13 protein-coding genes are annotated in these 22,012 nt (G+C 62.8%); 6 read left to right on the top strand and 7 right to left on the bottom strand.

What is annotated here, in order from left to right; genetic code table 11:
• Positions 1–64: 64 nt before the first annotated feature.
• Entirely contained in the window at positions 65–472 is a 408-nt protein-coding gene (locus tag J4G38_RS08095; protein ID WP_210513682.1) for an OsmC family protein, read from the bottom strand.
• Positions 473–578: 106 nt separating this feature from the next.
• Between J4G38_RS08095 and J4G38_RS08090 the strand changes: the two genes are divergently transcribed.
• The 3 genes from J4G38_RS08090 (at position 579) to J4G38_RS08080 (ending at position 9,814) form a co-directional block, all read left to right on the top strand.
• A complete protein-coding gene (locus tag J4G38_RS08090) occupies positions 579–1,475 on the top strand; it encodes a hypothetical protein (RefSeq protein WP_210513683.1) in 897 nt (298 codons plus the stop codon).
• Positions 1,476–1,658: 183 nt separating this feature from the next.
• Positions 1,659–2,552: a lipoyl synthase gene (gene lipA / locus J4G38_RS08085; protein ID WP_210513684.1), complete on the top strand. Its 894-nt coding sequence runs from the start codon at positions 1,659–1,661 to the stop codon at positions 2,550–2,552.
• 494 nt (positions 2,553–3,046) lie between these two features.
• Positions 3,047–9,814 carry an Ig-like domain-containing protein gene (locus J4G38_RS08080; RefSeq protein WP_226163276.1) on the top strand — a complete coding sequence of 2,256 codons (6,768 nt, stop codon included), beginning with the start codon at positions 3,047–3,049 and terminating at the stop codon, positions 9,812–9,814.
• 111 nt (positions 9,815–9,925) lie between these two features.
• Here the strand turns inward: J4G38_RS08080 and J4G38_RS08075 are convergent, their stop codons facing one another.
• Entirely contained in the window at positions 9,926–10,522 is a 597-nt protein-coding gene (locus J4G38_RS08075) for a DUF4136 domain-containing protein (protein WP_210513687.1), read from the bottom strand.
• A gap of 229 nt (positions 10,523–10,751) precedes the next feature.
• Between J4G38_RS08075 and J4G38_RS08070 the strand changes: the two genes are divergently transcribed.
• Positions 10,752–11,060: a hypothetical protein gene (locus J4G38_RS08070; RefSeq protein WP_210513688.1), complete on the top strand. Its 309-nt coding sequence runs from the start codon at positions 10,752–10,754 to the stop codon at positions 11,058–11,060.
• 78 nt (positions 11,061–11,138) lie between these two features.
• Here the strand turns inward: J4G38_RS08070 and gcvP are convergent, their stop codons facing one another.
• Positions 11,139–14,057 (bottom strand): aminomethyl-transferring glycine dehydrogenase, encoded by a 2,919-nt coding sequence (gcvP, locus tag J4G38_RS08065; RefSeq protein WP_210513689.1) that lies wholly within the window; start codon positions 14,055–14,057, stop codon positions 11,139–11,141.
• Positions 14,058–14,472: 415 nt separating this feature from the next.
• Here gcvP and J4G38_RS08060 point away from each other — a divergent pair, with 415 nt between their 5' ends.
• Entirely contained in the window at positions 14,473–15,696 is a 1,224-nt protein-coding gene (locus J4G38_RS08060; RefSeq protein ID WP_210513690.1) for an NAD(P)-dependent oxidoreductase, read from the top strand.
• 50 nt (positions 15,697–15,746) lie between these two features.
• Entirely contained in the window at positions 15,747–16,343 is a 597-nt protein-coding gene (locus J4G38_RS08055) for a Uma2 family endonuclease (protein WP_210513691.1), read from the top strand.
• Positions 16,344–16,351: 8 nt separating this feature from the next.
• Here the strand turns inward: J4G38_RS08055 and fucP are convergent, their stop codons facing one another.
• The 4 genes from fucP to J4G38_RS08035 form a co-directional block, all read right to left on the bottom strand.
• A complete protein-coding gene (fucP, locus tag J4G38_RS08050) occupies positions 16,352–17,620 on the bottom strand; it encodes an L-fucose:H+ symporter permease (protein ID WP_210513692.1) in 1,269 nt (422 codons plus the stop codon).
• 215 nt (positions 17,621–17,835) lie between these two features.
• Entirely contained in the window at positions 17,836–19,035 is a 1,200-nt protein-coding gene (locus J4G38_RS08045; RefSeq protein ID WP_226163275.1) for a glycoside hydrolase family 130 protein, read from the bottom strand.
• Positions 19,036–19,259: 224 nt separating this feature from the next.
• Positions 19,260–20,357, bottom strand: a complete 1,098-nt coding sequence (locus J4G38_RS08040) for a LamG domain-containing protein (protein ID WP_210513693.1) — start codon at positions 20,355–20,357, stop codon at positions 19,260–19,262.
• A gap of 59 nt (positions 20,358–20,416) precedes the next feature.
• Positions 20,417–21,919 carry a RagB/SusD family nutrient uptake outer membrane protein gene (locus J4G38_RS08035; protein WP_210513694.1) on the bottom strand — a complete coding sequence of 501 codons (1,503 nt, stop codon included), beginning with the start codon at positions 21,917–21,919 and terminating at the stop codon, positions 20,417–20,419.
• Positions 21,920–22,012: the final 93 nt, after the last annotated feature.

Genomic DNA, 22,012 nt, shown 5'->3' with positions numbered 1-22,012 from the left:
AAGACCGTCATGTCTCGGTCTCTGCTTCATGCGCAGGATGCTCGACATGACGGCCTTTTCCATTCTACCGATACTCAAACACCACGTTCTGCTTGACGTCGGGGTGCAGGCTCATGGTCACCGGGCAGGTGTGGGCGGCGCGCTCCAGCAGGGCCCGCTCGCTCGGGGCCAGGGTGGCGGGCAGGGTCAGCGTCACGTCGATTTGCGCAATGCGGCGCGGGGCTTCGGTGCTCATGTGCTTCGTCACCACAAACGTGCTGCCGGCCAAATCCCACTCGTGGCGCTCGGCCACGATGCCCATGGTCGTGATGATGCACGCACCCAGGGCGGTGCTCACCAGGTCGGTGGGCGAAAAGGCTTCGCCCCGGCCGTGATTATCGACGGGGGCATCGGTTTGAATAATGGTACCCGAGGCAACGTGAGTGGCTTCGGTGCGGAGGTGCCCGTCGTAGCGAGCGGTGGCGGTGTTCATCAAGTCAGCGAGTTATCTTTACAAAGTTGTTTCTGATTTAGCTAAATTACGTACTACTTGATGCGCCGCGCCTGTGGCGCTTGGTCGGTTCCATTTCTGGTTGACTATGCATCTCCTTTCCTCCCGTTTTTTTGGTTTGCTGGCCGTTGGTTTGCTGGCCGCCGGCAGCATCCAGGCGCAGGACTCTGGACGTTCCACGCCCGCCCGCGCCGCATCGTCGTCCGCGCCGGAGCCCTCGTCGTCCCCGGCGCGCGCAGCCCAGGCACCGCTGCGTTCAACGGCGGTGCCGGCCGCGCCGTCCGATGAACAGTCGTACCGCAAGGAATTTGTTTTTGGCATTAATTTCAATAACCAGGGCGGCTTATTGGGCGGCGCGTCGGTGCGCTCCTCGCACGTGCTCGACGACCGTTTCCTGCGCTTCTGGAGCATTGAGGGGGTGATGCTGAAAAATGGCAAAGAAGTGCGCTTTACTTCGGTAGTGGGGGGCACCTACATCGACCGCAAAACCAACTACGCCTTTGTGCTACGTCCCTCGGTGGGCCTGCAGCGCATCCTGTTTCGCAAAGCCGCCGATGCCGGTGTGCAGGTGAATGCCCTGTTGAGCGTGGGGCCGTCCATCGGCCTGCTGATGCCTTACTACATCAGCTACGACCGCACGGCTACGAAAACCAGGGTTATCAACGTGCAGACCGACGACATCGTGAACGAGCAGTACGACCCCTACAAGCACACCGATTCGGGGGCCATTCTCGACCACGGCCCGCTGTTCAGCGGCATTGGGCAAACGCAGGTGGTGCCCGGCTTCCACCTGCGTGGCGGTCTCAGCTTCGAGTACGGCCGCTACCGCGACGCCGTGACCGGCCTGGAAGTGGGCTTTCTGGTGGAAGGCTTTACCAAGCGCATGGTCATCCTCAGTCCCGGCACCCTGTCCGACACTGACGCGCTGAATCACAAATTCTTCCCCTCGGTGTACCTGACGCTGTATTTCGGCCACCGCTCATAAGGGTAGTTAGCAGTTAATAGTGAGCAGTTAACGGCTGCCAGGGTGTGACGCGGAGGTAGTTATGCCCGAGGCACAGACTTCCTTGATTAATTTTGTGCAGCTTTTTTTTCGAACCGATTGGGCTGCGAATTGCTTTTGCATAGGGTTAACTGCTCACCGTTAACTGCTAACTGTTAACTGAAAATGATTGATTTGCCCGTTATCCAGCCCGAAACGGCTGCCCCCGCCCGCCCCCGCAAGCCCGACTGGCTGCGCGTGAAGCTGCCCGTGGGCGAAGAATACGCCGCCGTGCGCCGCCTCGTGGACGAGCACAAGCTGCACACCATCTGCGAGAGCGGCAACTGCCCCAATATGGGCGAATGCTGGGGCGCCGGCACGGCCACCTTCATGATTCTGGGCAACATCTGCACCCGGTCGTGCTCGTTCTGCGCCGTGGCCACCGGCCGCCCCACCGAGTACGACCTCGACGAGCCCCGCCGTGTGGCCGAAGCCATTCACCTCATGAAAGTGAAGCACGCCGTTATCACCAGCGTGAACCGCGACGAGCTGAAGGACCGGGGCGCCAGCGTGTGGCGCGAAACCGTGGTGCTCACCAAGCAGCTCAGCCCCGGCACCACCATCGAAACCCTGATTCCGGACGTGAAAGCCAACTGGGACGCGCTCGACGTGATGATTTCGGGCGGCCAGGAAGTGATTTCGCACAACATCGAAACCGTGGGCAGCCTCTACCGCCTCGTGCGCCCGCAGGCCCGTTACGACCGCAGCCTGGAGCAAATCCGTCGCACGAAACTGGCCGGCCACCGCACCAAATCCGGCATCATGCTGGGCCTGGGCGAGAAGGCCGACGAGCTGTACCAGGCCATGGACGACCTCGTGGCCAATGGCCTCGACATCCTCACCCTGGGCCAGTACCTGCAGCCCACCAAGCGCCACCTCGACGTGGCCGAGTTCATCACCCCCGACCGGTTTGCCCACTATAAGGAAGAAGGCCTGAAACGGGGCCTGAAATACGTGGAAAGCGGCCCGCTGGTGCGCAGCTCCTACCACGCCGAGCGCCACGTAAACGTGCCAATTTAACGAACGAAAACGGTCGTTTCTCCAACGTCGAACTTTAGTCGACTTGTTTTTGCCTGAATTTGAAGCAGCCCCGGCCAGCCAGCCGGGGCTGCTTTTTTGCGGTCGGTGTCGTCTGTTTCGGGAGAGTAAAGAAATAATGCGACAGAGCGCAGGAAAGCCAAAAATAGTGGGGAATTCCCTGTTACAATAGCAGGATAAATATTTTTTACCTACTCAACGACTGTACTTGCTTGAGTAAAAATATAAAAGAATATAAGCAAGTGAAAGGGTTAGCTTTGCCGAAAATAGGGCCGAGAAATACTTTTTGCCAAGCTGGCATGAGGAGATAACGCTTTTGCTTAACCCCCCACACTTTGGATATACCATTACAACCCTTGTCCCGAGTGCCGGGATTTTTTTTGCTGCTGACTTTACTTTTTGAGCCTTTTGTGGGCTCAGCCACTAGATTCCGGCCTGTAAATTCAGTTAAGGCGAAGGCGGCTTCGCGCGGCTCGTTGAGGCCTGCGGGGAGTCGGTCGATACTGGCCGGCAATGTGCTGGTGACGACCATCAGCGGACCCACCAGCACGAGCATCGGGCAGGTGATAACCTACATTGCGACCACCCAGAACGTGACCACCGTGGATGCCACGGGCGTGGTCGTCACCATCAAGCTGCCCATTGGCCTGCCGCTGAGTACGGTGAGCGGCGGCACCTACGCCCCGGCGACCGGCCTGGTCACCTTTGCCTCCACCACGGTGGCCGTGGGCACGAGCCTGGCCAGCGCCGTGAGCTTCCTGGCCCAAAGCACCGGCACTTACACCGGCAAAGCAGCCAGCACGGCCAGCGCCGCCAATGCCGAAGCCACGCTGACCGACAACGACGGCTCGGCCGCCAATGCCAACCTTTCGACTACGGTTGCGGGCGCGCTCTGCGCCCCTACCACGGCCTCGATTGCCAAGGACGGCAGCCCCACCAACCTGGGAACGGCCGGCCCGGCCGGGGGCCTCATCGTGAATACGTACTTTCCCTCCGCCACCACGGCGCAGACGCTGAGCGTGGGGGCTACCAGTATTGTGGTGGGCACCCCCACCGGGGCGGCCCCCGGTGTGACGGCCGGCGACTTGCTGCTCATCATTCAAATGCAGGGCGCGGACATCGACGTGAATAATACCAACACGTACGGCGACGGCCTGACCGGCGCTGATGCTGCCGGCTACTTAGTCAACGCCAACTTCACGGCCGGCACCTACGAGTACGTAGTGGCCAATAGCACCTTGGCCGCAGGCGCTTCGGGCACGCTGACTTTGGCCAGCCCGCTCCGCAATGCCTACCTGAACGCTGCCGCAGTAGCCACCACCAGCGGCCCGCGCACGTTTCAGGTAGTGCGGGTGCCGCAATACGGCAACGTGACGCTGGCCGGCAACATTGGGGCGGCCCAGTGGGACGGCGCCAAGGGCGGCATGGTGGCGCTGGAAGTAGCCGGCAAGCTGACTTTTGCCGGCTTCGCCATCACGTCCGCCGCGCGCGGCTTCCGGGGCGGCGGCGGGCGGGCCCTGTTTAATGCCCCGGCCACCACGGCCATCAATATTGCCACCGATAATGCGTCGGCCTACGGCGAGAAAGGCGAGAGCTTCGCCGGCACGCCGCAATTTGTGGTTTATCAAAACGCGGCGCTTGTGCGCGTCGGCACTGATTTGGGCACCAATTCTTACCCCAGTGGCGGCCTGGGGCGCGGCGCTCCGGCCAATGGCGGGGGCGGCACGGCTACCCGCAAGGGCGGCGGCGGCGGCGGCGGCGGCGCGGCCGCTGGTGGCAAAGGCGGCTACAACTTAGGTGACCCAACTCCTGCCGTGGACAACCGGGCCTATGGGGGCGCGGCGGCCGCGCAGATATCGAGCAGCCGCCTGCTGATGGGCGGCGGCGGCGGCGCGGCCAACAACAGCGACAACGTGCCGCTGGATGCCAAAACCCCGGCGATGCGGGCCCTATTTAATGGCGGCGCGCAGGGCGGTGGCATCACGATTATCCGGGCCGGCAGTGTTTCGGGCACGGGTACCGTTAGCGCCTCCGGCAACGACTCGGCCCAACAAACCGTCTCGGGTGGGGGCATTGTTGTGGCCACCGGAACTCCGTTATCGAATGTCATCGAAGGCATGGGCGGCGGTGGCGGCGGCGGCACCATTCTGGTGGCGCTCCGCGATGCCACGGGCCTGGCCAACATCACAGCGGCCAATGCGGGCGGGGCGGGCGGCCTTAATGCCAATACCGCGACTACAGTTGCCACGAGTGCCACTCCCAGCCCCGCCGGGCCGGGCGGCGGCGGCGGCGGCGGGGCCGTGATTGCCAATGGCACGTTCGGCACCCTCGCGGTGGCCGGCGGTGCGGCCGGCACCTCGCAGTATGGGGGTACCACCGTCACCTTCGGCGCCACCGCCGGCAACAGCGGCGTCGTGCTCGCCCTGCCCGGCAGTAGCACCGACGGGCCCGTGGCGGCCGATGCCAGCGGCGGCGCGCCCGGCGTAGCTGCCAGCGCCGATTGCGAAGACGCCCCGGCCGCGGCCAACGATGCCTACATCACCACTCCCGGCACGGCCATCACCCTGAGCGGTGCCATCGGCACGGCCACGGCTGGCGTGCTTACTAATGATGCGGATGCCGTGGGGGGCCTCGACCCCGCCACGGTTGACCTTGACCGCAGCACGGCGGGGGTGCAGCAGGGCACAGCGGGGGCTCCCATTGCGGTGTCGGGTGGCACGGCCTACGTTACTGCGACGGGCCAAATCACCTTTACGCCCACGGCGGGCTTCAAGGGGACGGCCCTGTTCATGTACACCGTCAGCGACATTTATGGCAAAAATTCGAACCCGGCCCTGGTGCGCGTGACGATTGAAGACCCGCGCTTTGACCTGGTCACGGCCATCTCGACCACGGCCAGCCTGCCGGCCGCCGGCTCGCTGGTGCCATTCACCATCACGGCCACCAATAATAACGCGACCACCGCCGCCACCGCCGTGGTGCAAACGGCCCAGCTGCAAACCGGCCTGACCGGGACGACCCTCACCGTCACGGGGGCCACCGCCAGCGCACCCAGCAGCGGAATCATCACGTACACCGGCGGCACTTTCGCCGGCGCTACCTACAACCAAACCACCGGCCTGCTGAGCTTTCCGGCCGTGACGCTGACCAATGGCACGCCGAAAACGTATACCTTCTCGGTCGCGGCCCCGGTCAATGGCCCGTACAATGTGACGGCCCAGGTAGCCAATGGCACCGTGGACCCCGTGCCGGCCAACAATACGGCTACGGCGATTGTGGCCATAACGCCAGCCGATGGCTACGACCTCAGCACCACCATAACAGGCCCTGGCACTGCTCCCACGGCCGGCGATATTGTGGCTTACGTGGTTACGGCACAGAATGCCAGTGGCAGCCTATTGGCCAGCAACGTGGTGCAAACGGTGAATATCGGCCTGGGTAATCTAGGCGCCTATGCCACCAACGGCGGCACCTACAGCAGCGCGACGGGCCTGGTTACTTTCCCCGCCATCAGCCTGAACTCGGGGCAGGCAGTGAACAACACGGTGAGTTTTGCGGCTCCGGTTTCCGGCACCACCGTGCAGCCTGTTTCGACCTTCACCGCGGCTAGCCTGGTGAATGATACCAACCCGGCCAATAACTCGGCGACTGCCGCCGCGTTGGTAACCACGGCGGCCACTGGCGCACCGGCCCTGGGCAGTGCCGCGGCCAGCGGTACCACAGCTAACCTGCGCAACACGCTAACCGCTAGTGCGGTGCTGAACGCGGTGCCGACCAACGTGGCACCGGGCATGGTGCCGGTCAGCCAGGCCGTTACCTACACCGCCACTATCATCAACGACGGGCCCAGTACCGCCGCTAGTGTCCAGGAATTGGTGATGCTGCCCATCGGCCTGCTGCCCGCTACTCTCGCCGTGACTGGCAGCACCGGCAATACCACCCTCGGCAACGTCATCACCTACACCAGCGGCGCGGGGGTGACCACGGTGGCCACGTACAACACCGCCACGGGTGCGCTCGGCTTTCCGGCCAGCCCGACGCTGGCTGCCCAGGCCACGCAACAGTTCGTGTTCACGGTAACGGCGCCGACCAGCATGCTGGTGCTCAACGCTTCGGCCGTGGCCACCACCACCACTTCGGACCCCGTGCCGTCGGACAATATTGCCACCACGCAAACCAATGTGCAGTTCGCCAGCCAGGTGAGCACGGTGCTCACCGGCCCCAGCGCGGCCCTTGCCGGCCAGCCGGTGGTGTACAACCTGACCACCACGAACCTCGGCACGGTATCCGCCAGTAGTGTCAGTCAGACGGTGGCTATTCCGGTAGGCCTGCTGACATCCATTACTGATGCCAACGGCCTGAAGCTGAACGGCAACTTGCCCACCAGCGTGAATGCCGGGACCGGGGTCGCCACTTTCACCGACGGCTCCACTTACGTCCCGGCCACTGGCCTCCTCACCCTGCCCACGCTGCCCACGATGACCGGCGGCCAGGTGGCCCAAAACGCCATTACCTACCTGGTGCCGGCCAGCTCGGTGCTCACCAATGTGGGCGCGGTGCAGGTAGGCGCGCCCGGCAACGGCGGAAGCACGGGCACCAGCAGCGTGAGCGCGGCCGTGAGCGCCGCCTCGGATGTGGTGGTGGCCGTAACGGGGCCAACGGCGGCTCTGGTCGGCGCGCCGCTCACCTACGCCGTGACGGCCACCAACTCCGGCCTCTCGCCCACGCTGGCCGCGAATACCACGGCATTTATAGCGCAGTTTCCAACGGGCCTGCCTCTCACGGGCACCTCGCCGGTGAAAGTGAACGGGCAGCTGCCCGGCGCGCCCGCTGGCACCACCGTTACTTATGCTGATGGGGCTACCTATAATTCTGCCACGGGCATTGTGGCCTTTGCCAGCATTGTGGGGCAGGCGCCCGGCGCGGCCGGGGCCCGTACCAACACGGTGAGCTTCGACGCGCCCGACCAAGCATCCATCGCCCTCGGCTGGGCCGCTAATCCCGCCAACGCCAGCAATGACCTGAACCTGGACAATAACTCGGCGGTGCTGAATACTACGCTCACGGCCTCGTCCGTGCCTTCGGCCGACCTGGTAATTACGCTGGCTTCGGATGTTGCCACCAAGACGGCCGGCCAGCCGGTCATCTTTACCGTGACGCCCAGCAACGCCAGTACCAGCGCGAGTGCCGCCACCAATGTGCGCCCTCAATTGAATATCCCGGCGGGCCTGGCAGTTAGCGGCCTCAATCCCCTCGTCATCAATACCCAGACCACGCCCGTCAGCAATGTGGGCACGGTGTTTACTTATGCCGATGGCAGCCAGTACTATCAGAGTACCGGCCTTGTGGTACTCCCCGTGATTGCTACCCTGGCGGTGGGCGCCGCGGGCACCGTCTCCACGGTGAAGGTGCCGGCTCCTGGCACCGGCCCCTTGGTGGCCGTGGCCAGCATCAGCGCCAGCAATGCCGAGGCCAACACGGCCAACAACACGGCGGTTAACACCACCGCAACCTCGGGCGTCGCTATTACGCCCAATGCCAACCTGGTTACGAAAGTCAGCGGCCCGGCGAGTTCCCTGTTCAGCACGGTGGTGACGTACACCGTTACGACCACCAACACGGCTCCTGCCACGGCGGGCGGCGCGGGCGGCTCGCCGGCCGCGGCGGCCCAGCAGGTAATCACCATCCCGGCGGGAGTGGCCACGGCTACGCCCACCATGGCGGGCCCCGGCGCGGTCGGGGCCGTCATCACGGGCTCGCCGGCTGCGGGCTTCACCGTCACCCTGGCTCTGGGCACGCTCTATGTGGGCCTGGCCAATGCGGTATCGAATACGGTAAGCTTCAGCACGGCCAGCACCGCGGCGGCCCCCAATCCTTATTCCATCACGGGCACGGGCAGCAGCACCACTGCGGGCGCTGCCCCCAGCCCCGGTACGCAGGCCACCACCGAAGGCCCCACCGGCCCCACGGCCGATGACCTGGTGAACGCCGGCCGCGCCGGTTTCAATGCCGCCCAACAGCCCATTGGCAACACCGCGATTCCCGTGGCCATCACGTCGCTCGCGGCCATTCCTTCGGGTAGCGCCACCATTTCGACCTACAGCCTCACCACCTTTCCGGACCCTACCAAGGTGGGCACACTCTACGTGAACGGAGTGGCTGTAACCGCTCCGCGCACGCTGACGCCCGCCGAAGCACTGCTGCTCACTTTCGACCCGTTGAGCTCTTTCGTCGGCAATGCCTTCTTCCTGTTTACGGCTACCGACAACGGCGCCCTGACCTCCAACGTGGCCCGCTACACGATTCCGGTTAATCAGGACGTGCCGGGGGCTTATGCCAATACCCCAACCAAGCCGCTGCTGAGCTCCTATGTGAACGGCGACGTCATCACGAACCTCTTCGACGTGAACGGCGGCAGCACGGCCCCTTCGGGCACCGTAACGAACAACGGGGTGCGCGCCGCAACCTATAGCGCGTTCACCAGCTCGCCGTCCGGTGCCATTGTTACTCTGGCTGACCTGAGCCTGGTAGCTGACCTTGTCACGGGCCAGATTACCGTGTTTGATAAGACTAAATTGATGAATGGCTCCTTCACGCTGAATGTGACGACCACCGATGCCTACAACGGAGTGATGACCCAGCCCGTAACGTTTATCATCGGGACCGTGCCGCTGCCGGTGGAGCTGACGGCGTTTGAAGCCAAAGCCGTGCGCAACACGGACGCCCTACTGACGTGGCGCACGGCATCGGAGCGGAGCAACGACCATTTCGACGTGGAGCGCAGCCTCAACGGTACGGATTTCGCGAAAATCGGGCTGGTGAAAGGGCAGGGCAACAAGACTACTCCCACCGATTATTCCCTGACCGATACTGGTATCGGAGTCAGGGCCATGGGCCGGGTGTACTACCGGCTGCGCCAGTTTGATACGGACGGCACCACTACGTACTCGCCCGTGCGCACCGTGGCCTTCACGCAACCAACCGCCCCAGGCATTGCCCTGTACCCCAATCCTAGTCTGGCAACCACCATCACCCAACTCGATTTGAGCCAACTGCCGGCCGGCGCTTACCGGGTGAGTGTGCTCGACGCCACTGGCCGGGTGGCGCTGCACGCCACCCTGGACGCGGGCCTGACCCACGCCATCGACCTGCGCCTGCTGGCCAGCGGCGCCTACGTGGTGCTGGTGCGCAGCGAGGACGGCGGCCAGCTCATCAACCTCGCCCAGCGCCTCGTCAAGAACTAAAGGCGAAGGCTGAGGCCCGACACTGGTAGAATTGCAGCCAGTGGGATGGGAAAATAAAAAAAAGCCCCTTCCTGACGGAAGGGGCTTTTTATGCAGATAAAGCGGCCAAAATTAGCGGCGGGCGTTGCTGTCCTGCGGCGGGTAGGTGCTCAGAATGCCGTTCACAATGCGGTGGGTTTCGGCTTCGTCGATGGTGTTTTGGTTCACCTGGGCCTGGCCCGTGCCGCGCCACGCCAGCTCTTTGCGGCGGGCATCGATAACGTCAATCACCACGGTGCCGGCTTTGTACTGCGTCACGGGCGAGTAGTTGCGGCCGTAGTAGCCGTAGCCGTAGCCGTACGGGTAGCCAAGGCCGTTGTAGTAGGGCGACACCTGCTGCTTGTCCTCCACCCGGGCGCTGTAGGCAATGTAGATGTCGGGCGCGGTGGTTACTTCAGTCAGGCCTTTCTGGGTCATTTCCGTGGTTACGGCAGCGCGCATGCGCTTGTCCAGAAACGACTCGTAGCCTTTAGCGGGGCCGCTTTCGGCATCGCGGGGCTGCTGCGGATACCATGCCCAGGTTTTATAGGCACGGAAATTAACAGCGTGGTCAAAATCGTTGGTTACGCCCACGCGGGAAGCAGTGGTGCAGCCGCCGGTGCTCAGCAGCGCAAAAGCTACTGCCGCCAAGGCAAGCGGACGAGCCAGAAAACGGGTGATGCGGTTCATAAACACGAATAGGGGTTAGAAGTAAAGAAGGCCTAAAACGCCGGTTTTCGGGTGGAACGGAGCAGTTTTGTGGGCTGTCATATTAACGAAGAATCCGGGCGTGACGTTCAACTTTAGGTGCCAGGAAATCACGTTTACTTCTAGCTTAGAACGGCCGTGAGATATTGACATAACCAGATTTTGTCCTACCTTACCCCCGAATTCCCATTCTATATTTCTGATGTTGTCAATGAAAAGTACTGGCCTATTGGTTTTGCTTGCAATGGGCCTGCTGGCTGCCTGCTCGTCCGCCCGCGACGAGCTAACCAAAACTCCCGCCAACCGGGCGCCCGTCCCGCACAACACCATCGTGGATTGCCCCGTGTACGACGGCATGAAAAAAACTTCCGCGGTGCTGTCGCAAACCACCGCCAGCAACGAAGTGCAGGTCACGGATACCATCAACGCGTATTTCGTGCGTGTGCGGCTCGACAAGGACGGCAAGACTGTTGTTGGCTACATGGACCGCCGCTGCTTCGGCGAGCGAGGCAATAAATGAGTTAAAAGTTGATAATTAACAGGTAAAAAGCCCGCCTGAATCGTCAGACGGGCTTTTTACCTGTTAATTATCAACTCCTTAATACGACGGGCCTTTGTCGGCTTGCACCAGGTGCTCTTCCTGGTCGGCGTACTCCTCAATCGGGGTGCAGCTGCAAATCAGGTTGCGGTCGCCGTAGGCCGAGTCGATGCGGCTGACGGCGGGCCAGAACTTATTGGCGCGCACGTATTCCATCGGGAACACGGCCTGCTCGCGGGTGTAGGGTCGCGTCCACTCGTGCACCAGGACGGTGGCGGCGGTGTGCGGAGCGTGCTTGAGCACGTTCTCCTTGGCATCGGCGCGGCCGGTTTCTACTTCGGCGATTTCCTTGCGGATGGAAATCATGGCGTCGCAGAAACGGTCGAGCTCGGCTTTGCTTTCGCTTTCGGTGGGCTCAATCATCAGCGTGCCGGCTACCGGGAAGGAAACGGTGGGCGCGTGGAAGTTGTAGTCCATGAGGCGCTTGGCGATGTCTTCGACTTCAATGCCGGCCTTTTTGAAGTGGCGGCAGTCGAGAATCATTTCGTGGGCGCAGCGGCCGTGGCTGCCGGTGTAGAGCACCGGGTAGTGCGCTTCGAGGCGGGCCTTGATGTAGTTGGCGTTGAGAATGGCCAGCTGGGTGGCGCGCTGCAAGCCGTCGCCGCCCATCATCGAAATGTAGGCGTAGCTGATGGGCAGGATGCTGGCCGAACCCCACGGCGCGGCCGAAACCGAGCCGCTGGCGCGGCCTTCAACCGGGATTACGGCGTGGCCGGGCAGGTAGGGAATCAGGTCGGCTACCACGCCGATGGGGCCCACGCCGGGGCCGCCGCCGCCGTGCGGAATGCAGAAAGTTTTGTGCAGGTTGAGGTGGCAAACATCGGCCCCGATGGTGGCGGGGGAGGTGAGGCCCACTTGGGCGTTCATGTTGGCCCCGTCCATGTACACGCGGCCGCCGTGGCTGTGAATGGTGGCGCAGATGTCGATAATGGTTTCCTCGTACACGCCGTGGGTGCTGGGGTAGGTCACCATCAGGCAGCTGAGATTGGCGGCGTACTGCTCGGCTTTGGCCTTGAGGTCGGCCACGTCGATGTTGCCGTCTTCGGTGCTTTTCACCACTACTACCTGCATGCCGGCCATCACGGCCGAGGCGGGGTTGGTGCCGTGAGCCGAGGCCGGAATGAGGGCCACCGTGCGGTGGTGGTCGCCGCGCGCATCGTGGTAGCCTTTGATGGCCAGCAGGCCGGCGTACTCGCCCTGCGCACCCGAGTTGGGCTGGAGGCTGACAGCCGCAAAGCCGGTGATTTCGCAGAGCCAGGCTTGCAGGTCGGAGAAGATTTGCTCGTAGCCTTTGGCCTGCTCCACGGGAGCGAAGGGGTGGAGGCCGCCGATTTCGGGCCAGGTCACCGGAATCATTTCGGCGGTGGCGTTCAGCTTCATGGTGCACGAGCCGAGCGCAATCATGGAGTGCGCCAGGCTGAGGTCCTTGTTTTCGAGCTGCTTCATGTAGCGCAGCATCTCGTGTTCGGCGTGGTGCGTGTTGAAGACGGGGTGCGTGAGGTATTCGCTGCTGCGCACGAGGGCGGCGGGAACGTGCAGCTCGGCGGCGGCAATTTCTGCGGCCAGCTGGTCGGCTTCCTTGCCCAGAACCTTGGCGAAGACGTCCAGAATGTCGGCCACGTCGTGCAGCTCAGTGTTCTGGTTCAGAGAAATGCCGACGCGCACATCCTCGAAATAGCGGAAGTTGAGGCGGGCAACTTCGGCTTCCTTCTTCAGGGCCTGCTGCATTTCGACGCTTTCCAGGCGCAGGTTCAGGGTGTCGAAGTAGTGCTCGTTGGTTTGCTCCACGCCCAGTTTCTTCAGGCCGGCTTCCAGGGTTTGGGCCAGCAGGTGGGTGTTGGTGGCGAATTGCTGGAGGCGCTGCGGGCCGTGGTACACGGCGTACATGCCGGCCAGCACGCTCAGCAATACCTGCGCGGTGCAGATGTTGCTGGTGGCCTTCTCGCGGCGGATGTGCTGCTCGCGGGTTTGCAGGGCCATGCGGTAGGCTTTGTTGCCGGCCGCATCCACGCTCTGGCCGATGAGGCGGCCGGGAATCACGCGCTTGAACTGCTCGCGGCAGGAGAAGAAGCCGGCGTGCGGGCCGCCGTAGCCCATCGGCACGCCGAAGCGCTGGGAGTTGCCCACGCACACATCGGCGCCCAGCTCGCCGGGCGAAGTGAGCAGCGTGAGGGCCAGCAAATCGGCCGCCATTACCACGAAAACATCGTGTTTGCGGGCGTCGGCGATGAAGTCTTTGTAGTCGAATACCTCGCCATCGGCGGCGGGGTACTGCACCATCGCGCCGAAGAAGCCGTCGTTGCTGAGGTCCACCTGGCGGTGGTCGCCCACTACCAGCTCGATGCCGACCGGGGTGGCGCGGGTGCGCAGCAGGTCGATGGTCTGGGGCAATACCTGCTCCGAGACGAAGTATTGGTTGGCGGCCTTTTTCTTGGTCTGCGAGTGCAGCAGGTGCATGGCCTCGGCGGCGGCGGTGCCTTCGTCGAGCAGGCTGGCGTTGGCGATTTCGAGGCCGGTGAGGTCAATTACCACGGTCTGGTAATTGATGAGGGCTTCGAGGCGGCCTTGCGCGATTTCGGCCTGGTAGGGCGTGTAGGCGGTGTACCAGCCGGGGTTTTCCAGGATGTTGCGCTGGATAACCGGGGGCAGGGTGGTGTCGTGGTAGCCGAGGCCGATGTAGGACTTGAACACCTGATTCTGGCCGGCAATTTGTTTGAATTTAGCCAAAAAAGCCCGTTCGCTGAGGGCGACGGGCAGGTCCAGGGCGCGCTTGAGGCGGATGGCGGGCGGCACGGTTTCGTCTATCAGCTGCTCAATGCTTTCGACCCCGATGGTGCGCAGCATTTCTGCTTGGGCGGCGGCACCGGGGGCGTTGTGACGGGCTTCAAAAACGTCGACTGGCGAGAATTTCAACGACATAAACACAAAAAAAAGATGGGGGAGGGGGCTGAGTTCCGGGATAACAAAGGTAGGGCTGAAAGGATTGCCGACGGCGCCAGCGGCCCGGCAAATGGGGCCCGTTGGCCGGCTCCGAAGCCCCGTAGGACCGGCAGCTGTGCCCGTAAGTCCCGCTACAGCAATCGTAAGCTTGTCCTCAGCACTAATAGGCCCCGCAATAGTTCTGGTAGGCTCTTTAACAGCACTCATAGGGTCCGCAACAGCGCGAGTAAGTTCAGTAATAGCAATTTTTGTGACTAAAGTTGCGCTTTTCGGTGATTTTGGTGACGGGACGCGGCTTTTGGGGTTGGCCACTGCCGGGCGCGGGGTAGCCGGCCGGCAGTGGCCAACCCCAAAAATTCTAGCTTTGCGGCTCCCAACCATCCCACCCCCGCCCATGCCCTTTACCATCGGCCTTATTCGCGAAGGCAAAACCCCGCCTGACAAGCGCGTCCCCCTCACCCCCAAGAAATGTATTGAAGCCCAGGCCACCTTCCCCGGCCTGCGCGTGGTGGTGCAAAGCAGCGCCGTGCGCAGCTACACCGACCAGGAGTACCGCGACCTCGGCATTGAGGTGCGCGACGATGTGAGTGCTTGCGACGTGCTGCTGGGCGTGAAGGAAGTGCCCCTCGACCAGCTCATTCCCAACAAAACCTACGTCTTCTTTTCGCACACCGTGAAGATGCAGCCCGCCAACCGCAACCTGCTGCGCGAGGTGCTGAAGAAGCACATTACCCTCATCGATTACGAGCTGCTGACCAATGCGCGCAGCGAGCGCATCGTGGCTTTTGGGCGCTACGCCGGCATTGTGGGGGCCTATAATGGCCTGCTCACCTACGGCCGCAAGCACGGCCTGTTTGCCCTCAAGCCGGCCCACGAGTGCCTCGACATGGACGACATGCAGGAGGAGTTTTTCAAGGTGCGCAAGCTGCCGGCCATCAAGATGGCCGTCACCGGCTCGGGGCGCGTGGCGCAGGGCGCGCTGGAAGTGCTCGACCGCATGGGCATTCGGCGGGTGAGCGTGTACGACTACCTGTACCTCGATTTCAACGAGCCGGTGTACACCCAGCTGCTGAGCTCGGACTACAACCGCCGCCGCGACGGCCGCGTGTGGGACACCCAGAACTTCCATCAGCACCCCGAGGAATACGAGTCCACGTTCGGCCTGTTTCTGCCCGTCACGGACCTGCTCATTGCCTGCGCCTACTGGCACCCGGCGGCCCCCAAGCTGTTTGAGCTGGCCGACCTGCACCGGCCCGATTTCCACATCAACACCATTGCCGACGTGACGTGCGACATCAATGGCTCGGTACCGGTCACGCGCCGGGCCAGCACCATTGCCGACCCCGCCTACGACTTCAGCCCCCGCACCGAGGAATTGGAGCCGCCCTATTCCCGACCCGATAATATCACGGTGATGGCCGTGGACAACCTGCCCTGCGAGCTGCCCCGCAACGCCAGCCGCGACTTCGGCCGCCAGCTGCTGGACAACGTGTTTCCCCACCTGCTGGGCCGCGATGCGGACGACGTCGTGGCCCGCGCCACCATCGCCAGCCACGGCGAGCTCACGGAGCGCTACCGGTACCTGGCGGACTACGTGGCCGAGGCCGCCAACGCTTGATGCCCGTCCGGGGCTCGTACTCTTTGCTTTAACCCAACTTCTTGGCCGTCATGCCTCCCATTACCTCCCTGTCGCAACTCGATTTCACGAAGACCTACACCTACGCCGATTACGTGGCCTGGAAGTTTGATGAGTTTGTTGAGCTAATCAAAGGCAAGCTGATGCGGCCGATGACCGGGCCAAGTACGCAGCATCAGAAATTGTCGCAGCGGCTGGAATACGCCATTCTGACCTTCCTGCGCACGAGCCCGTACGAGATGTTCCACGCCCCATTTGACGTGCGCCCCACCCGCGGCACACCCAACAGCGACGCCCAGATTCAGACTGTGGTGCAGCCGGATATCTGCGTGGTGTGCGATGCGGGCAAGATTGACCAGCGCGGCTGCCTGGGTGCGCCCGATTGGATAATCGAAATCGTGTCGCCCGGCAACGTGGGCCGCGACACGAAAATTAAGTTCGACCTGTACCAGGAAAGCGGCGTGTGCGAGTACTGGGTGTTGTTTCCAGGCGAAAAAACGGTGCTGGCCTACGTACTCGAAAACGAGCGCTACGAGCTGGCCGGCGAGTATGCCGCGCCGGGGCCCATGCCCTCGGCGGTGCTGCCCGGCCTGGCGGTGGAATGGACCGACGTGTTTGACGGTTTGTAGCCGGCTCCCTACCGCACCCGGTACAGCCGCGCCCCAAACAAGGCGATGAACGCGTAGCAGATGATGGGCAGATAATACGCGGCCCCGATGTCGTGGTTGGCGATTTTGCCCATGAGGTAGGGGAACACCGCGCCGCCGGCCACGGCCATCACCAGGATGGACGAGGCCTGCTGGGTTTGCGGGCCCAGCTCCTTGATGCCGAGTGAAAAAATGGTGGGAAACATGATGCTGAAGAAGAAATTAATCAGCAGCAGGGCGATGAACGACGGCCAGCCCCAACTTTGGGCCACGAGGAGGCACATGCCCACGTTGGCCAGGGCGAAGGCGGCCAGCAGCTTGTTGGGGGCGATGTAGCGCATGAGGAAGGTGCCCACGAAGCGTCCGCTCATCATCAGGACCATAAACAGGGAGAAATAGCCGGCCGCCACCTTGTCGGTGAAGTGCATTTTCTCGACCCCGTAGTTGATGAAAAAGGCCCAGGTGCCGCCCTGCGCCGCCACGTTGAGGAACTGCGCCAGCCAGGCCCATTTGAAGTGGCTGTGCTGAAACAAGCCCTTGGCCTGCGGGACTTCCTCGGCCGTGCCGGAGTAGAAGCCGGCTTCGGTTTCGGCAGGAAGGGCGGCGTGGGCGTCCTGCAAGGGCGGTACTTTCACGAAGGAAAAAGCCACGGCAATTACCAGAATGACGCTGCCAATGGCCAGGTACAGGCTTTTTACCGAAGTTAAATCGCCGGCGACGTGCGAGCGGGCGCCGCTTAGGATGAAGTAGCTGCCCAGCAGCGGCCCCACCACCGCGCCCAGGCCGTTGAACGACTGGGCGAAGTTCAGGCGCTGGTCGCTGGTTTTTTCCGGTCCGAGGGCGGCCATGAAGGGGTGCGCCACCGCCTCCAGCGTGGCCAGTCCGCAGGCCAGAATGAACAGCGCGCCCCGGAAGAAGGTGAACGAGCCGGCATTGGCCGCCGGCACAAACAGGAAAGCCCCCAGCGCATACAGCCCCAGGCCCAGCTGCACGCCGCGCTTGTAGCCAAAGCGCTTCATGAACAGGCCCGCCGGAATGCCCATCACGGCATACGCCCCGAAGATGGAAAACTGCACCAGCCCCGACTGCGCCTTGCTCACGCTGAGCACGTTCTGGAAGTGCTTGTTCAGCACGTCGCCCATGGTGATGGCAATGGCCCAGAGCATGAACAGCGACGAGACAAAGATGAGCGTCGGGATGTATTTCTTCTCGGTGAACGGGACTTTGGCAGGGGTGCTGATGGCCGCGGTGCTTTGCATGAGGGAGATTGGGGGGGGGAGGAGGGAGAGAATGGAAAGGTAGAAAAAAGAACGTCAGGCGCAAGGCCTTCATGCCGAGCGCAGCCGAGGCATCTCGCGTGGGGGAGTAACTCAATCGTGAAAACGGCATTGATTACTCTCCCACGCGAGATGCTTCGACAAGCTCAGCATGACGTTCTGCCGCCTGACGGTTTTTATCGTGCGAGTGCTCCAAATTACTCCACCGGCCGCTTGGCCACGGCAATCTTGGAATCAGCCGTGCCGTAGTATAGGAACCACTTCGAGTTGAAGCGGGCGAGGCCTTCCAGAAACACCACCTGATTGACCTGGCCGGTGGTTTCGTAGGCTTTCTCGGGGCGCATGAAGTAGGTGTCCATGCGTTTGAGCAGTTTGCTGGGGTCGTTTTTGTCGAACAAAGCCTGGGCGGCGGAGTAGGTGCCCACCGGCAGGGCCGGGTCGCCGAAGGACGGCTCGTTGCGGCTGTTATAAATCAGGCGGATGCCCTGGTCGGTAATCATGGCCGGCGGGCCGGATTCCACCAGGTCGCTGTCGAACTTGCCTTCGCGGGTGGGCAGCACAATCTTCAGATTGGGCATGGTGAGGGCCTGGGCGCGCAGGGGCACGGGCGGCTTTTCGCCGGGGGCCATTTCGATGGGCGTCCAGTGAATGAGGTCATCGGACGAGGCCAGCCAGATTTGGGCGTCGCCCCAGTACATCCAGTATTTGCCGTTGATTTTGGTGGCGATAATGCGGCCGTCGGTCTCGTAGCGCGACACGATGGAGCCCGATTTGGTCCACTTATCCACGTAGCTGCCGCCGCTGAACTGGGCGAACACGTTGCCGTATTTGGTCCAGTGCAGCAGGTCGGGGCTGGTGGCGATGTGCAGGCGGGCCTTGTTGCCGTCGTAGGCGGTGTAGGTCATGTAGTAGGTGTGCTGGTCGTCCTCCACCACGCGGGGGTCCTCGGTGCCGCCGGGCCATTCCCAGCGTTTCTGGGCGTCGTTGTCGGGGTGAAGCACGGGCGTGGCCATGCGGGTGAAGTGCACGCCGTCGGTGCTGCTGGCCAGGCCGATGCGGGAGGTTTTGCCCACGGTAGGCGTCACCAGGTTTTCGGCCCGGTACAGCATGTAGATTTTGCCGTCCTTCACCACCACGGCGGGGTTGAAGACGTCTTTTTCTTCCCAATGAATGGGCCGGCTGAGGATGGGGTCCTGAAACACGCCCACCGGGCTCGGCCCCATGATGGGGTTGAGGCTGTCGGCTTTCACGAAGTTCACCAGCTGCCAGCTATCGGGGCCGGGCGGGGTGGCGTCGGGGGTGGAGCGGTCGGTGCCGTTGCAGCCCAGCAGCAGGGCCAGGGCCAGCGTAGCGGCGCTGCCGGCCAGGCGGGGAGCGGAAAGGTCGGGGCGAATCATGCGATTACGAAGAATAAGGGCCTAAAAAAATCCCCCACCATTCCAGGGTCAGAACAGTGGGAGACGGGAGGGTTTTTGAGGATATGGACGGCTGTAAGAACGTCATGCTGAGCTTGCCGAAGCATCTCTACCGCAATAGTAAATCTGATTACTTCCCCGGTAGAGATGCTTCGGCAAGCTCAGCATGACGTTCTCATTACATTTTGCTTAATCCAGACGTAGCGCTACAGCGTGTTTTCGATGGTGAAGATGGACTGCACCTCGGCATCGGACAGGGCGCGGTTGTAGATGCGGATGTCATCCATCTGGCCCTTAAAGTAAGCCGGGCTGTAGTACTGGAAGTAGTCGGCGGCCTGGCCGGCGGTGGGGGCGCTGTTGTAGATGTTCTTCGGCAGCTGCTGGCCAATGCACAGGGGCACTTGCTGGCCCACGGCCCGGATGGTGCCCGTAACGTCGGTCCAGGTTTTCACCAGCGCGCCGTTGATGTAGAACTTCATGGTGCCGTCGACATAGGAGGAAACGACGTGCGACCACACATTGACGGCCACGATGCCCGAAGCCGCGTCACGGTCCGAAATGGGGTTGGTGGTGTTGGTGGTGGTCACGGTCAGGAAGGGCTTGCGGTCGCCTTGCAGCTGGAATTTGTAGCCCGTCCACCGGTTCAGCGACACGATGTAGTTGTCCGGGTTCGAATCGAAGGGCTTCACCCAGGCGCTGATGGTGATGGCCTGCGGGTTCAGGGCCAGACGGTAGGGGACTTCGATGTAGGCGCCGCCGTTGAACTCATACGCCTGGTTGGCCCGGCCAAAGCGGTCGGCTACCGCGATGGGCAGCACCGTGCCATCGGCCGGGGCCGCGGGGAAAGTGGGGGCCGCGCCGGCCGGGCCGGTCTTCAGCACGCCGTTGTTGGCGTTGGCCGTGGCGTCGTTGGCATTGCCGGCAAATTTCCACTGGGCCACCAGGTTAGCCGCCGATACTTCCTGAATGAGGCTGTTCTGGAACGTTTTGGCCGCGCGGCGCAGGCTGGATTCGGAGGTGTTGACGGTGGCCTGGGTGGCCGCGCCGTCATTCTTGGTCGTGGTAGCCAGGTCGATGGAGGTTTTCAGGATGGCTTTCGAGCCCGCGGCGTAGGTGCCGGGCTTGGTGCCTTCCACGGCGGCCGTGTACACGGTGTTCACCGAGTCAATCAGGGCCGAGAGCTTGGCTTTATCGGCGGTGGGAGCGGGCGTCGAATCGTTGGACTTCGAACAGGATGATATCACCGACGCGGCGCCGAACATCAGCAAGGCCAGGATGAAGAGGTAAACCTTAGCGTTTTTCATGGGGAGGTTGAGAAAATTGTGGGAATTAAAAAGTGGGAAAAAGTTGGCGGGAAGCGCGGCTAGAGGCCCAGGCTTTTGTTGGTGTCGCGCTCGCTCTGCGGCACCGGGAAAAACTTGTGGCGGGCGTAGTTGAAGTTGGGCCGGTCGCTGAACGCCAGGCGGGCGTAGGGCTCGCCGTAGCGGATGACGTCGAAGAAGCGCTGGAATTCCAGGGCCAGTTCCGAGCGCCGCTCCCGGCGGATGTTGTCGCGCAGCTGGCCCTGGTCGGTGGTGGTGATGTCGGGCAGCAGGCCCACCGGCACCGTGCCGAAGCCGGGCAGGGTGCGGTCGTTGAGGTAGCTTTCGCGGGCCCGTTTGCGCACTTTATTCAGGGCCACGAGGGCGGCGGCGGGGTTGCCGGCCTCGTTGCTGGCCTCGGCCTCAATGAGCAGCACCTCGGCGTAGCGAATGGCCTGGTAGTTCAGGTTGCCGTCGCCCTTGGTGTTGGCCGGCACCTCGCTGAGCGGCTGCAAGTGCTTCTTGGAGAGGTAGCCGGTGGTGGTCCAGGTGGTGTCGAAGGGCACGCCGAAAAACGACTGGCCGAGCCGGCCCACCGAGTAGTCGAGGCGCGGGTCGTACACGCCGGCCGGGGTTTGCTCGAAATTATTGACCAGGCTGCGGGTGGGGTAAAAGAATCCGTAGCCGTTCTGCTGGCGCGGGGCAAACCACTGGTTCAGGTTATTGCCCTGGTTCGGACTGAGGCCCGCGGTGTGCTGCACCGAGAAAATGGCCTCCGCATTGTTCTTGGTGGCCGCCCGGAAATTATCGGCGAACACGGGCAGCAGGGTGTAGCCCAGCGCCGTTACCTGCTGGGCCGTGGTGGCGGCCAGGGCCCATTTCTTCTCATACAAATACGTTTTGGCCAGCAGCGCCAGGGCCGCGCCCTTGGTGGCCCGGCCGATGTCGGCCCCGGTCCAGGTGGCGGGCAGCGCCGTGGCGGCGGCCTGGCAGTCGGCCTCAATCTGGGCGTAGATGACGGTTTGGTCGCGGGCCGGGCTTTGCAGCTCCTCGGGGGTTTCCACCTTCACGCGCAGCGGAATGCGGCCGTAGATGGTGGTGAGCTGGAAGTAGTAGTACGCCCGCAGGAACTGCGCCTGGCCCAGCACCTGCTGGCGCACGTCGGCGCTCACGGCGGCGTTGGTGGCGGGCAGGCCGTCGGTCACCACGTTGCACTTGAATATTCCGTCGTAGTAGCGCTTCCACATGGCTTCCACGGCCGCGTTGGTGGGCGTGATGTTGAACTGGTCGATGTTCTCGAAATCGGCCTGGTCGCCGGGGTTGCTGCCTTTCACGGCGTCGTCGGAGGCCACGTCGCCCAGCACCCACAGCGGGTTGCTGGCCGCGTCGCGGAACGAGAGCGGCACGTAGGCGGCGTTCACGGCCAGCACGGCGTTGGTGTTCGACGTGAAGAACTGACCGGCCTCGTACTGCCCCAGCACGGGTTGGTCCAGGAATTTATCGCAGCCCGCCGTAGCCAATGCCAGGGTGGCGAGCAAGCCGAATGCAAGGGGTGGGAATTTCATGGGGAAAGGGTGGTTTTTGGGGAGGGAGGCAGCACGTGTTGGAAAGGGGCAGAACGTCATGCAGAGCGGAGCGCAGCGAAGTCGAAGCATCCC

The sequence above is a fragment of the Hymenobacter terricola genome, assembly GCF_017921975.2.
Taxonomy (GTDB): domain Bacteria; phylum Bacteroidota; class Bacteroidia; order Cytophagales; family Hymenobacteraceae; genus Hymenobacter; species Hymenobacter terricola.
The sequence above is the reverse complement of the archived record's forward strand: the minus strand, read 5'-3'. Positions and strand labels throughout refer to the sequence as shown.

Excerpts from the sequence above, each read along its gene's own strand:
- J4G38_RS08045 (WP_226163275.1), bottom strand. The coding sequence starts at position 19,035 with ATGATTCGCCCCGACCTTTCCGCTCCCCGCCTGGCCGGCAGCGCCGCT.
- J4G38_RS08035 (WP_210513694.1), bottom strand. The coding sequence starts at position 21,919 with ATGAAATTCCCACCCCTTGCATTCGGCTTGCTCGCCACCCTGGCATTG.
- J4G38_RS08040 (WP_210513693.1), bottom strand. The coding sequence starts at position 20,357 with ATGAAAAACGCTAAGGTTTACCTCTTCATCCTGGCCTTGCTGATGTTC.
- gcvP (WP_210513689.1), bottom strand. The coding sequence starts at position 14,057 with ATGTCGTTGAAATTCTCGCCAGTCGACGTTTTTGAAGCCCGTCACAAC.
- J4G38_RS08095 (WP_210513682.1), bottom strand. The coding sequence starts at position 472 with ATGAACACCGCCACCGCTCGCTACGACGGGCACCTCCGCACCGAAGCC.
- J4G38_RS08075 (WP_210513687.1), bottom strand. The coding sequence starts at position 10,522 with ATGAACCGCATCACCCGTTTTCTGGCTCGTCCGCTTGCCTTGGCGGCA.
- J4G38_RS08060 (WP_210513690.1), top strand. The coding sequence starts at position 14,473 with ATGCCCTTTACCATCGGCCTTATTCGCGAAGGCAAAACCCCGCCTGAC.
- J4G38_RS08090 (WP_210513683.1), top strand. The coding sequence starts at position 579 with ATGCATCTCCTTTCCTCCCGTTTTTTTGGTTTGCTGGCCGTTGGTTTG.
- fucP (WP_210513692.1), bottom strand. The coding sequence starts at position 17,620 with ATGCAAAGCACCGCGGCCATCAGCACCCCTGCCAAAGTCCCGTTCACC.
- J4G38_RS08070 (WP_210513688.1), top strand. The coding sequence starts at position 10,752 with ATGAAAAGTACTGGCCTATTGGTTTTGCTTGCAATGGGCCTGCTGGCT.
- J4G38_RS08055 (WP_210513691.1), top strand. The coding sequence starts at position 15,747 with ATGCCTCCCATTACCTCCCTGTCGCAACTCGATTTCACGAAGACCTAC.
- lipA (WP_210513684.1), top strand. The coding sequence starts at position 1,659 with ATGATTGATTTGCCCGTTATCCAGCCCGAAACGGCTGCCCCCGCCCGC.